The sequence below is a fragment of the Pseudomonas sp. Pme6b genome (assembly GCF_058129925.1).
On sequence record NZ_CM176704.1, the window covers coordinates 2446635 to 2459598 of the forward strand.

Consider the following 12964-nt stretch of genomic DNA (forward strand, 5'->3'; position numbering starts at 1 on the left):
CCACTCGCTGATAAACAGGAGAATTGTTATGGCTACTGCATTTTCTCTGGCTCCACTGTTTCGCAACTCAGTGGGTTTCGACCGCTTCAACGACCTGTTCGAGTCGGCGGCACGAAATGAGACAACCAGCGGCTACCCTCCCTACAACGTGGAGCGGCATACCGATGATCATTACCGGATCGTGATCGCTGCGGCAGGCATGCAAGAGCAGGACCTTGAGCTACAGGTCGAGAAGGGCGTATTGACCGTGATCGGCAACAAGCGCGAGCAGGAAGCCGACAACGTGACCTATCTGCATCAGGGTATTGCCCGGCGTGAATTCAAGCTGTCGTTCAGGCTGGCCGACAATATCGAGGTCAAGGGTGCCGACCTGTCTCACGGTCTGTTGAGCATCGACCTGGTGCGCAACGTGCCGGAAGAGGCAAAACCAAAGCGCATTCCGCTCAATACCCAGAAAGTACTGGGCAGCTAATCAGTTGTTCTATAGAAGAGGCGCCTTCGGGCGCCTTTTCTGTCTTCACTCCAGAGACGCAGTTTCCTGAAACTGCTGTTTTAGCAGCAGGTTCTCGAACTGCGGACCCGGCAGTGGTTCGCTGAACAGGTAGCCTTGATAGTTGTAACAGCCCACTCTTTCCAGGAACGCCAGTTGCTCCGGCGTTTCGACGCCTTCAGCGATGACGTTAAGGTTCAGGCTCTGAGCCATGGCCACGATGGCGCGGATGATTTCTGCGTCGTTGGGGTCGCTGGTGGCGTCCTGAACGAAGGACTGGTCAATCTTCAGCGTATCCACCGGCAAGCGCTTGAGGTAAGTCAGTGAGGAATAGCCGGTGCCGAAGTCATCCATCGCAAAACTCACGCCCAATTCCTTCAGGCTGAGCATTTTGAGGATGGTGTCGTCAAGGTTCTGGATGACGATGCCTTCAGTGATTTCCAGCTTGAGCATGGAGGCAGGTAATTGATGCTGCTTGAGGCTGTGTTGCACGCGCTCGATAAAGTCGTTCTGGCGGAACTGACGCGGACTTATATTGACGCCCATCAGGAATTTGTTTTTCGAGATCAGCCCCTGCTTTAAAAGCAGGCCTCCGGTTTTGCAGGCCTCGTCCAGAATATGGCTGCCGACCTCCAGAATCATCCCGCTTTCTTCAAGTATCTGGACAAACTGATCAGGTGACAGCAACCCGTATTCAGGGTGCTCCCAGCGCAGCAGTGCCTCTGCACCGGTAATGTACTGGTCCCGGCAATCGATCTGGGCCTGGAAGTGCAGCTGGAATTCGTTGCGGGTCAGCGCCAGTCGCAAGTCGTTTTCAAGACGCAGGCGCTGGCTGACGGCCTGCTGCATGGATACATGGAAAAACTGTGACGCATTGCGTCCGGAATCCTTGGCGCGATACAGCGCAATATCGGCCCGTTTGAGCAAATCGGCAGGGGCCAGGCCATCGTCCGGAATCAGAACGATGCCGATGCTCGGCGTAACCTGCAGGCGATGACCGTCGAGGAACATCGGTTCGGCCAGCAGCTCGCGAAGGTTGTCGGCCAGCACGCGGACCTGCTGAGTGACTTCATCACGGGTGCCGTCCAGCCCGCAGATCAGCACCACGAACTCGTCACCGCCCAGGCGGGCCACTGTGTCCTCCTGACGTACGCTGGCCTCCAGGCGCGCGGCGATGATGCTCAGCACGCTGTCGCCCACCGGGTGGCCAAGTGAGTCATTGATGTGCTTGAAATGGTCCAGGTCGAGAAACAGCAGGGCACCGCGCAGGTTCTGGTGCTGGAGCAGCGAGACTTGCTGGCTGAGGCGGTCCATCAACAGCGCGCGGTTGGGCAGCCCGGTGAGCGGGTCGTGATAAGCCAGATGCTGAACCTGTGCCTGGGCGGTTTTCAGCTGGCCGATGTCTCGGGCGTTCATCAGCAGGCAGGCGGTATTGTTCAGGGTGATGAACTCGACCGAGATGTCCAGCACCAGGGGCGCGCCGTGCTTGTCCTGACCATTCATTTCCCGATGATGCACGCGGCCTTTCTGGCGTAGTTCGTCAATCATGTATTCGCGCTGCACGGTGTCGGACCAGATACCGATTTCGTGGGCTGTGCGCCCCAGGACTTCCTGAGCGCTGAAGCCGGTCAGGCGACAGAAGCCGTCATTGACCTCTACATAGCGGCCTGACTCGATTTCAGTGATGGTGATCGAGTCCGGGCTTGAGTGAAATGCCTTGGCAAACTTCTCCTTGCTGGCCTCCAGCGCTGACTGGACGCACTGTTGAGTGATGTCCAGCACGGTTCCGGACAGCTTCACGGCCTGGCCATGTTCATTGCGATAGATTCGTGCACGGCTTTCAAGCAGGCGCGATGTGCCGTTTTGCAACTGGAAACGGTAGGTCACCTGCAGGCAATCCTGCCGGTTTTCCAGTGCCGCCGCATAAACTGCGCGCATGCGCCGTCGCTCTTCAGCGGGCAGGCTGCCGAAGAACTGCCGGCCATCCTCGTCGAAGGCAGTGCCGCCATGCCGTGCAGCGCAGACGCACGCGCCGAGGCTTGCAGCCGGTTGCCGGTGATGTCCAGATCCCAGGTGCCCATCTGCGCCAGTTCCAGCGCCAGTTCCAGACGGTCCCGGGTTTGCTGGAGGACGCGCTCCGCGCCTGTCAGCGGCAGACTTGGGGCGGCTGCCTGTGCAGGGGCTTTCAGCACGGAGTTATCCGGTGGGTTGGACATGTGATCACGAGCCTTTAATCGAAAGAACCGATAGAGCGATCAGTCTGCGGTTTGCAGCATGGTCTACCCACTATGTCTGCGCATCGAGCAGTTTCATGAATGCTCTTGCTGCATTCGATAGCGTGCGTTCGGTATGCAGGATGTAGCCTAGCTGGCGATTGAGTTGCACGCCCGGTAATGGAATGCGCGCCACTTGTTCATCGAGCATGGTGCGTGGCAGAACGCTCCAGGCAAGGCCGATGGAGACCATCATCTTGATGGTCTCCATATAATTGGTGCTCATCGCGATGTTGGGCTTGAGGCCCTGGGCTTCGCACAAGCCGCTGACAATGTGATGGGTAAACGTGTTACCGCCCGGAAATACTGCCGGATAGCGCACGACATCCTCCAGTTTCATGGGGCCGCTGTTGGCCAGCGGATGTTCCGGTGCCGCGACGAAGTCCAGCGGGTCGTCCCACACGGGCACGGCGCGGATCAGCGTATGCGGTTCGGGTGCGAGTGTAATGACTGCCAGTTCGGCGCGCCCGTGAAGAATTTCCTCATAGGCAATTTCCGAGTCCAGGAACTGAATGTCCAGTGCGACCTTTGGATAGGTCCGGGTAAACGCCCGTAATACCGGGGGCAGGCGATGCAGGCCAATATGGTGACTGGTCGCCAGAGTCAGCCGCCCGGTGACTTCGCCGGTCAGGTTGGTCAGCGCGCGGCGAGTGTCATCCAGAACGTTCAGAATCTGATAGGCACGTGGCAGCAGGGCGCGTCCGGCCTCGGTGAGGCTGACTTCCCGACCCAGGCGGTCGAACAGGCGCACATTCAATTGTTGCTCCAGACCGGCAATGCGCTTGCTGATGGCCGGTTGAGTCAGGTAGAGGCGTTCGCCTGCCCCGGAAAAGCTGCCGGTCTCGGCGATGGCAATAAAAGCATTAAGGTTGGCGAGATCCATGGTCGGATTCCATTTGGTTATCCAAAGTATGAAAATTATGGATTTGAGTTATTTAAGCATATTCCATAGGATGACCGCACAAGCCAAGGGGTCATCGTCACGATTGCCCAAGGCATAGAAACAAGCTGATGAGGAAGTACGTCCGATGGCCGGGAAAACGCTCTACGACAAGCTCTGGGATTCGCATTTGGTCAAGCAGCGCGACGACGGGTCGGCGCTGATCTACATTGACCGCCATATCATCCACGAAGTGACCTCGCCGCAAGCATTTGAAGGCCTGCGGCTGGCAAAGCGCAAGCCATGGCGGATCGACTCGATCATCGCCACGCCTGACCATAACGTGCCGACCACATCGGAACGCAAGGGGGGGATCGACGCCATTGAAGATCAGGTGTCGCGGCTGCAGGTGCAGACCCTCGATGACAACTGCGACGAGTACGGCATTACCGAATTCAAGATGAACGATCCGCGTCAGGGCATCGTTCACGTGATCGGCCCGGAGCAGGGCGCAACCCTGCCAGGCATGAGCGTGGTCTGCGGTGACTCGCACACCTCGACCCACGGCGCATTTGGTGCGCTGGCGCACGGTATCGGCACTTCCGAGGTCGAGCACGTGCTCGCGACTCAGTGCCTGGTTGCCAAGAAAATGAAAAACATGCTGGTCTCGGTCGAAGGGCAACTGCCGTTCGGTGTGACAGCAAAGGACATCGTGCTGGCCGTGATCGGCAAGATCGGTACGGCAGGAGGTAACGGTTACGCCATCGAGTTCGCTGGCAGCGCGATTCGCGACCTGTCGATCGAAGGCCGCATGACTATCTGCAACATGTCCATCGAAGCCGGTGCCCGGGTCGGCATGGTTGCCACCGACGAGAAGACCGTCGAGTACGTCAAGGGTCGTCCGTTTGCTCCTAAAGGTGCGGAATGGGACCTGGCAGTCGAGGCCTGGAAGGATCTGGTTTCCGACGCTGATGCTGTATTCGACACCGTGGTCAGGCTGGACGCTGCGCAGATCAAGCCACAGGTCAGCTGGGGCACTTCGCCGGAAATGGTGCTTGCCGTCGATCAGAACGTGCCGGACCCTGCGCAAGAGCCGGATCTGGTCAAGCGTGGCTCCATCGAGCGCGCCTTGAAGTACATGGGCCTGAAAGCCAATCAGCCGATCACCGATATCCAGCTGGACCGGGTATTCATCGGTTCCTGCACCAACTCGCGGATCGAAGACCTGCGCGCGGCTGCCGACGTCGCCAAGGGCCGCAAGGTGGCTGCGACCATCAAGCAGGCCATCGTGGTGCCGGGTTCGGGCCTGATCAAGGAACAAGCCGAGAAGGAAGGGCTGGACAAAGTGTTCATCGAAGCCGGTTTTGAATGGCGTGAGCCGGGCTGCTCGATGTGCCTGGCGATGAACCCGGACCGCTTGGGTTCCGGCGAGCATTGCGCATCCACGTCCAACCGCAACTTCGAAGGCCGTCAGGGCGCTGGCGGCCGCACGCATCTGGTAAGCCCTGCGATGGCTGCCGCGGCGGCGGTCAATGGCCGTTTCATTGACGTTCGCGACTTGATCCAGCTCTGAGGAATCCAGCATGAAAGCCTTTACCCAACACAATGGCCTGGTTGCTCCTCTGGATCGTGCCAATGTCGACACCGACCAGATCATCCCCAAGCAGTTTCTCAAGTCGATCAAGCGTACGGGTTTTGGCCCGAACCTGTTCGATGAGTGGCGTTATCTGGACGTGGGCCAGCCATATCAGGACAACTCCAAGCGTCCGCTGAACCATGACTTCGTGCTCAACCATGAGCGTTACCAGGGTGCAAGCGTACTGCTGGCCCGGGAAAACTTCGGTTGTGGCTCCAGTCGCGAGCATGCGCCGTGGGCACTGGAAGAGTATGGTTTCTGCGCGATTATTGCGCCGAGCTACGCGGACATTTTCTTCAACAACAGCTTCAAGAACGGCCTGTTGCCGATCATTCTGTCTGAATCCGAGGTGGACGAGCTGTTCAAGCAGGTCGAGGCCAGCCCCGGCTACCAGTTGAGCATTGATCTGCAGGCGCAGACCGTGACCCGTCCCGACGGCAAGGTGCTGAGCTTTGAAATCGATGCGTTCCGCAAACATTGCCTGCTCAACGGCCTGGACGACATCGGCCTGACGCTGATGGACGCTGACGCCATTGCCAGTTTCGAAAGCAGGCATCGCGCCAGTCAGCCGTGGCTGTTCCGCGACTGATTGATTCATCGCAACCTGTCTGTTTGCCAGCAAGGGGCCCTGCGCCTTGCTGGCAAAAGTGTTTAAGACAGGTGATAAATTTTTCGCCGCTGCGAGCGTTATAAACAGGCGTTGTTCACGACGCCGATGCACAAAATCGAGGATGTTATGAGCAAGCAGATTCTGATTCTCCCAGGTGATGGTATTGGTCCGGAAATCATGACCGAAGCGGTCAAGGTGCTGGAACTGGCCAACGAAAAGTATCAGCTGGGCTTTGAATTGACCCACGACGTGATCGGCGGCGCAGCCATCGACAAACACGGCGTGCCGCTGGCAGACGAGACCCTGGATCGCGCCCGTGCGGCCCATGCCGTACTGCTGGGCGCAGTCGGCGGCCCGAAATGGGACACCATCGAGCGCGACATTCGTCCTGAACGCGGTCTGCTGAAAATTCGTTCGCAACTGGGCCTGTTCGGTAACCTGCGTCCGGCGATCCTTTACCCGCAACTGGCGGATGCGTCGAGCCTCAAGCCGGAAATCGTTGCCGGTCTGGACATCCTGATCGTCCGCGAACTGACCGGTGGCATCTACTTCGGCGCGCCACGCGGCACTCGCGTATTGGATAATGGCGAGCGTCAGGCCTACGACACGCTGCCGTACAGCGAAAGCGAGATCCGCCGCATCGCCAAGGTCGGTTTCGACATGGCCATGGTGCGTGGCAAAAAGCTCTGCTCGGTAGACAAGGCCAACGTGCTAGCGTCCAGCCAGCTGTGGCGCGAAATCGTCGAGCAGGTGGCCAAGGATTACCCTGAAGTCGAACTCAGCCACATGTATGTCGATAACGCCGCCATGCAGCTGGTTCGTGCGCCCAAGCAGTTCGATGTAATCGTGACCGACAACCTGTTCGGCGACATTCTGTCCGATCAGGCGTCGATGCTCACCGGTTCCATCGGCATGCTGCCGTCGGCTTCGCTGGACACCGCTAACAAGGGCATGTACGAGCCTTGTCATGGTTCGGCGCCGGACATCGCCGGCAAAGGCATTGCCAACCCGCTGGCGACCATTCTGTCGGTGTCGATGATGCTGCGTTACAGCTTCAACCTGACCGACGCGGCTGACGCCATCGAGAAGGCGGTCAGCGTGGTACTGGATCAGGGTATTCGCACCGGCGACATCTGGTCGGAAGGCAAAGTCAAAGTTGGTGCGCAGGAAATGGGCGATGCAGTAGTCGCCGCGCTGCGGAATCTGTAATCTCTCTGGCCCGCCGCCTGCTGTGCATGCGCAGAGCGGTGGTCCCACTTTTATTCAAGGTGTAGTTGCGATGAAACGTGTAGGTCTGATCGGTTGGCGCGGCATGGTCGGTTCCGTGCTCATGCAGCGGATGCGGGAAGAGCAGGACTTCGATCTCATTGAGCCGGTGTTTTTCACTACTTCCAATGTCGGTGGCCAGGCGCCTTCGGTGGGCAAGGATGTTGCGCCACTGAAAGACGCCTACAGCATCGACGAGCTGAAAACCCTGGACGTAGTGCTGACCTGTCAGGGTGGCGACTACACCAATGAGGTGTTCCCCAAGCTGCGCGAAGCCGGCTGGCAGGGTTACTGGATCGATGCCGCCTCCAGTCTGCGCATGCAGGATGACGCCGTTATCGTGCTCGACCCTGTGAACCGCAAGGTCATCGACCAGCAACTGGACGCGGGCACCAAAAACTATATCGGCGGCAACTGCACGGTCAGCCTGATGCTGATGGGCCTGGGCGGTCTGTTCGACGCCGGGCTGGTCGAGTGGATGAACGTCATGACCTATCAGGCGGCCTCCGGAGCCGGCGCGCAGAACATGCGCGAGCTGATCAGGCAGATGGGCGCGGTGCATGCCTCGGTGGCCGATGATCTGGCCAACCCGGCCAGCGCCATTCTGGATATCGACCGCAAGGTGGCTGAAGCCATGCGCAGCGAGTCATTCCCTACCGAGAACTTCGGTGTGCCACTGGCGGGCAGCCTGATCCCGTGGATCGACAAGGCGCTGCCAAACGGCCAGAGCCGCGAAGAGTGGAAAGGCCAGGCCGAGACCAACAAGATCCTCGGTCGCTTCAAGAGCCCGATCCCGGTGGACGGCATCTGCGTGCGCATCGGCGCCATGCGCTGCCACAGTCAGGCGCTGACCATCAAGCTCAACAAGGATGTGCCGATTGCGGACATCGAAGGGTTGATCAGCCAGCACAACCCGTGGGTCAAGCTGGTGCCGAACAATCGCGAAGCCAGCATGCATGAGCTGAGCCCGACGGCGGTGACCGGGACCATGAGCATTCCCGTGGGGCGTTTGCGCAAACTGAACATGGGTTCGCAGTACCTGGGCGCTTTTACCGTGGGTGACCAGCTGTTGTGGGGCGCTGCGGAGCCGCTGCGTCGCATGCTGAGAATCCTGCTGGAGCGTTGAGGCTCGGTTTTACAGCAAACCCGCTTTCCGAGAGGAAGGCGGGTTTTTTAGTGCCTGATACTTTTGATTGACTGTCTTTTTTCCCTATATATGGGATTGAAATTTACATATTGAGATAAATGTAACAACGGGTTTATAGTCGTCCTGCACTCACTTCCAAAAAAACAACAGGTGACGCAATGCAGGCGCAATTGATCGCGCTCGATTGGGGGACAACCTCACTTCGTGCTTATCGACTTGGCGAACATGGCCAGGTACTGGAACAGCGCGCATTGAGCGCGGGCATCATGCAGTTGCCGACCACGCCGCGGCTGATCGCGGGGCAGTTCTGCAGTGACGGTTTCGAACTGGCCTTTGACCAGGCGTGCGGCGACTGGCTCGATGCCCAACCGGACCTGCCGGTGATTGCCTGTGGCATGGTCGGCAGCGCACAGGGCTGGCGCGAGGCGGCTTACCGGGAAACGCCGGCCAGCGTCAATGAGCTGAGCGCAGCGCTGCAGACGGTGCGCAGCGTGCGCGGCGTGACGGTGCACATCATCCCCGGCGTCCTGCAACGCTCGACCCTGCCCAACGTCATGCGTGGCGAAGAAACCCAGGTGCTGGGTGTGCTGGCCGGCCTGGACGCCGGGCAGAGCAGCCAGCAGCTGCTGATCGGTCTGCCCGGCAGCCACTCCAAATGGGTGCAGGTAGAACGGGGTCGCATTGTTCACTTCGACACCTTCATGACCGGCGAGGTCTACGCCGCGCTCTGCGCGCACACTATTCTGGGACGCACCATGCAGCCTTCGGAGGCGTTCGACGAGCAGGCGTTTGACCGCGGCTTGTCGATTGCCCTGTCCGACGCGGGCTCTGCGGGGCCGCTGTCGACGATTTTCAGCACGCGAACGCTCGGCCTGACCGGGCAATTGGCTGCCAGTGCGCAACCTGACTATCTTTCCGGCCTGTTGATTGGCCATGAACTGGGCGCCATCGCCAGGCTGCATCTGCACAACCACGAACAATTGCCTGCGGTGATCCTCATCGGCAGCGATTCGCTGTGCACGCGCTATGCACGCGGGCTGGCCGTTTGTGGCTTTCCCGGGGTGACATTGGCCGAGCAGGCGACCGAGCGCGGCCTCTGGCAGGTCGCCGTTCAAGCCGGTCTGATCGCGCGCCGCTCGTCCCAACACATTCGAGAGGTTTGACATGCTCAAGCAAGCATTGAAGGAAAACGGTCTGGTCGCAATCCTGCGCGGCCTGCGTCCCGAGGAAGCGCCTGCGATTGGCGATGTGTTGTACGAGGCCGGGTTTCGAGTCATCGAGGTGCCGCTCAACTCTCCACAGCCGTTCGACAGCATCCGTTTGTTGCGCCAGCAACTGCCAGCCGATTGCCTGATCGGTGCGGGAACGGTGCTGACCCCGGAGCAGGTGACTCAGGTCAAGGATGCCGGAGGGCAGGTGATTGTCATGCCGCACAGCGACGCCAAGGTGTTGCGTGCAGCCAAGGCTGCCGGGCTGTTCCTCTCACCGGGCGTGGCGACGCCGACCGAAGCCTTTGCCGCGCTGGCCGAAGGGGCTGATGTGCTGAAGCTGTTTCCTGCCGAGCAGATGTCGCCCGCGGTGGTCAAGGCGTGGCTGGCGGTATTGCCCAAGGGCACGATTCTGCTGCCGGTCGGGGGGATCTCGCCGGACAACATGAAGGTGTTCCTTGACGCAGGTGTGAAAGGCTTCGGCCTGGGCTCCGGGCTGTTCAAGCCAGGCATGAGCGTCGCCGACGTTACTGAGCGCGCCCAAGCCTATGTGGCTGCCTGGAAGCAGCACAGCGCAGCGCTTGCAGACTGACCGGCTCCGGTAGTCGTTATCCAATAAGAGAATCAACAAGAGAAACCGCACCCATGAAAATCACCAAACTCACCACGTTCATCGTTCCGCCGCGCTGGTGCTTCCTCAAGGTCGAGACCGACGAGGGCGTTGTCGGCTGGGGCGAGCCAGTGGTCGAAGGCCGCGCGCACACCGTGGCCGCTGCTGTGGAAGAACTCTCCGATTACCTGATCGGCAAGGACCCGCGCAACATCGAAGACATCTGGACGGTGCTGTACCGCGGCGGCTTCTACCGGGGTGGGGCGATCCACATGAGCGCTCTGGCAGGCATCGATCAGGCGTTGTGGGACATCAAGGGCAAGGCTCTGGGCGTTTCCGTCAGTGACCTGCTCGGTGGTCAGGTGCGTGACAAGATTCGTGTCTATTCGTGGATCGGTGGTGATCGTCCTGCCGACACGGCGCGGGCTGCGAAAGAAGCGGTCGGACGTGGTTTTACTGCGGTGAAAATGAACGGCACCGAAGAGCTGCAATTTCTCGATACCTTCGACAAGGTCGACCTGGCGCTGGCCAACGTTGCGGCCGTGCGCGATGCGGTCGGGCCGAATGTCGGTATCGGTGTGGACTTCCATGGCCGGGTGCACAAGCCCATGGCCAAGGTGCTGATGAAGGAGCTGGACGCCTACAAGCTGATGTTCATCGAAGAGCCGGTGCTCAGCGAGAATTATGAAGCACTGAAGGAACTGGCACCGTTGACCAGCACGCCGATTGCCCTGGGTGAACGGCTGTTCTCACGCTGGGACTTCAAGCGCGTGTTGAGCGAAGGTTATGTCGACATTATCCAGCCTGATGCGTCCCACGCCGGTGGCATCACCGAAACCCGCAAGATCGCCAACATGGCCGAAGCCTACGACGTCGCGCTGGCGCTGCACTGTCCGCTCGGACCTATCGCGCTGGCGGCGTGCCTGCAACTGGATGCGGTTTGTTACAACGCCTTCATTCAGGAACAGAGCCTGGGCATTCACTACAACGAAAGCAACGACCTGCTCGATTACGTGAAGCACCCGGAAGTCTTCGATTACGACAAAGGCATGGTCAAGATCCCCAACGGGCCGGGCCTGGGCATCGAGATCAACGAAGAATATGTCATCGAACGCGCGGCCATCGGCCACCGCTGGCGCAACCCGATCTGGCGCCATGCCGATGGCAGTTTTGCCGAGTGGTAGAGCACAGTAAATCCCCGTAACCATCGCTCCCACGCTCTGCACTCAGCGTTATACATAAGTCCTGAGAAGCCCGTAGATCGGGCTTCTGCCCGGAGGGCGTGGGAGCGAACCTGTTCGCGAAGAAGGTAGTTCAGCCGATGCGTTTTTGGGGAATGCACTGGCCCTTTCGCGAACAAGTTCGCTCCCACGGCCTTCAGCCAGAATCAAAAGCGGATTTGTATAGCACTGAGCGCGGGAGCGTGGGAACGAGAGCTCGCCAATCGAAACACAGACCTCAATAAATCCAACAAGAGGCTACATTCCATGCGCACTCGAACTCTTGAGGGTGCGGCATCCCTGGTGACGCCGTCCCGCAAACGTTTCTTCATCATGGTGCTGCTGTTCATTACGGTGGTGATCAACTACCTGGACCGCAGCAACCTGTCGATTGCCGCTCCGGCGCTGACCGCCGAGCTGGGGCTTGATACGGTTCACATCGGGCTGATCTTCTCCGCGTTCGGCTGGACCTATGCCGCCATGCAATTACCTGGTGGCTGGCTGGTGGACCGTGTGCCGCCGCGTATCCTTTACACCGCGGCGCTGCTGCTGTGGTCCATCGCGACCATCATGCTTGGTTTTGCCGCCAGCTTTATTGCGCTGTTCGTACTGCGCATGGCGGTCGGTGCGCTGGAAGCACCTGCCTATCCGATCAACAGCCGTGTCGTGACCACCTGGTTTCCCGAGCGCGAGCGGGCCACTGCCATTGGCGTCTATACCTCGGGGCAGTTCGTCGGCCTGGCGTTTCTGACCCCGGTGCTGGCCTGGTTGCAGGCGCACTACGGCTGGCACATGGTATTTGTCGCTACCGGTGGCGTCGGCGTGTTGTGGGCGCTGATCTGGTACACGGTGTATCGCGAGCCGCGTGACTTCAAAGGCGTCAATCAGCAGGAAATCGACCTGATCAAAGAGGGCGGCGGTCTGGTAGACATCCAGAAGGATGTCGAAAAGCAGAAGCAGGGTTTCAGCTGGCTGGACCTGGGTATTGTGTTGAGTAAGCGCAAGCTGTGGGGGATCTATCTGGGGCAGTTCTGCCTGAACTCCACGCTATGGTTCTTCCTGACCTGGTTCCCGACCTATTTGGTGAAATATCGCGGCATGGATTTCATCAAGTCCGGGCTGCTGGCGTCGTTGCCGTTTCTCGCGGCGTTTGTCGGCGTGCTGTGTTCGGGGTTCTTTTCCGACTGGCTGATCCGTCGCGGGCATAGCGTAGGCTTTGCGCGCAAGTTGCCAATCATTGCCGGGCTGCTGATCTCGACCTCGATCATCGGTGCCAACTTCGTTGACTCCACCCCGTTGGTCATCACCTTTCTGGCGCTGGCATTCTTCGGCAACGGTCTGGCGTCGATCACCTGGTCGCTGGTATCGACCCTGGCCCCGGCGCGCTTGCTGGGCCTGACTGGCGGCACGTTCAACTTCATCGGCAACCTCGCCGCCATCGCCACGCCGATCGTGATCGGCTTTCTGGCAACGGGTGACTCGTTTGCGCCGGCCATCACTTACATTTCGGTACTGGCATTGCTGGGCGCGCTGTCTTACATCCTGCTGGTAGGCAAAGTAGAGCGTATCGAGCTCTGATGTCGACGTATCTGGATGCTGGCGGCGATAATGCCGTCAGCTTTTC

At 59.5% G+C, this 12964-nt stretch carries 10 protein-coding genes and 1 pseudogene; 9 read left to right on the plus strand and 2 right to left on the minus strand.

Annotation, left to right across the window (positions count from 1 at the left end; genetic code table 11):
- Positions 1 to 28: 28 nt before the first annotated feature.
- A complete protein-coding gene (locus AC4ANE_RS11030; protein WP_002552950.1) occupies positions 29 to 472 on the plus strand; it encodes an Hsp20 family protein in 444 nt (147 codons plus the stop codon).
- A 45-nt stretch (positions 473 to 517) separates the two neighbouring features.
- On the opposite strand, the pseudogene AC4ANE_RS11035 reads toward AC4ANE_RS11030, so the two are convergent.
- Positions 518 to 2706: pseudogene (locus tag AC4ANE_RS11035) on the minus strand (putative bifunctional diguanylate cyclase/phosphodiesterase).
- A gap of 70 nt (positions 2707 to 2776) precedes the next feature.
- A complete protein-coding gene (locus tag AC4ANE_RS11040; RefSeq protein WP_002552953.1) occupies positions 2777 to 3646 on the minus strand; it encodes a LysR family transcriptional regulator in 870 nt (289 codons plus the stop codon).
- Positions 3647 to 3791: 145 nt separating this feature from the next.
- Between AC4ANE_RS11040 and leuC the strand changes: the two genes are divergently transcribed.
- The 8 genes from leuC (at position 3792) to AC4ANE_RS11080 (ending at position 12918) form a co-directional block, all read left to right on the plus strand.
- Entirely contained in the window at positions 3792 to 5216 is a 1425-nt protein-coding gene (gene leuC / locus AC4ANE_RS11045; RefSeq protein ID WP_002552954.1) for a 3-isopropylmalate dehydratase large subunit, read from the plus strand.
- A gap of 10 nt (positions 5217 to 5226) precedes the next feature.
- On the plus strand, positions 5227 to 5868 hold the full coding sequence (leuD, locus tag AC4ANE_RS11050; protein ID WP_031594915.1) for a 3-isopropylmalate dehydratase small subunit: 642 nt from the start codon (positions 5227 to 5229) through the stop codon (positions 5866 to 5868).
- 147 nt (positions 5869 to 6015) lie between these two features.
- A complete protein-coding gene (gene leuB / locus AC4ANE_RS11055) occupies positions 6016 to 7098 on the plus strand; it encodes a 3-isopropylmalate dehydrogenase (RefSeq protein WP_002552956.1) in 1083 nt (360 codons plus the stop codon).
- Positions 7099 to 7168: 70 nt separating this feature from the next.
- On the plus strand, positions 7169 to 8281 hold the full coding sequence (gene asd, locus AC4ANE_RS11060; RefSeq protein WP_002552957.1) for an aspartate-semialdehyde dehydrogenase: 1113 nt from the start codon (positions 7169 to 7171) through the stop codon (positions 8279 to 8281).
- A 179-nt stretch (positions 8282 to 8460) separates the two neighbouring features.
- Positions 8461 to 9465, plus strand: a complete 1005-nt coding sequence (locus tag AC4ANE_RS11065) for a 2-dehydro-3-deoxygalactonokinase (protein ID WP_002552958.1) — start codon at positions 8461 to 8463, stop codon at positions 9463 to 9465.
- Between the two features lies 1 nt (position 9466).
- Positions 9467 to 10102, plus strand: coding sequence for a 2-dehydro-3-deoxy-6-phosphogalactonate aldolase (locus AC4ANE_RS11070; protein ID WP_002552959.1), 636 nt, complete (start codon positions 9467 to 9469; stop codon positions 10100 to 10102).
- Positions 10103 to 10125: 23 nt separating this feature from the next.
- Positions 10126 to 11304, plus strand: coding sequence for a galactonate dehydratase (dgoD, locus tag AC4ANE_RS11075; RefSeq protein WP_255872618.1), 1179 nt, complete (start codon positions 10126 to 10128; stop codon positions 11302 to 11304).
- 303 nt (positions 11305 to 11607) lie between these two features.
- Positions 11608 to 12918: an MFS transporter gene (locus tag AC4ANE_RS11080; RefSeq protein ID WP_002552961.1), complete on the plus strand. Its 1311-nt coding sequence runs from the start codon at positions 11608 to 11610 to the stop codon at positions 12916 to 12918.
- Positions 12919 to 12964: the final 46 nt, after the last annotated feature.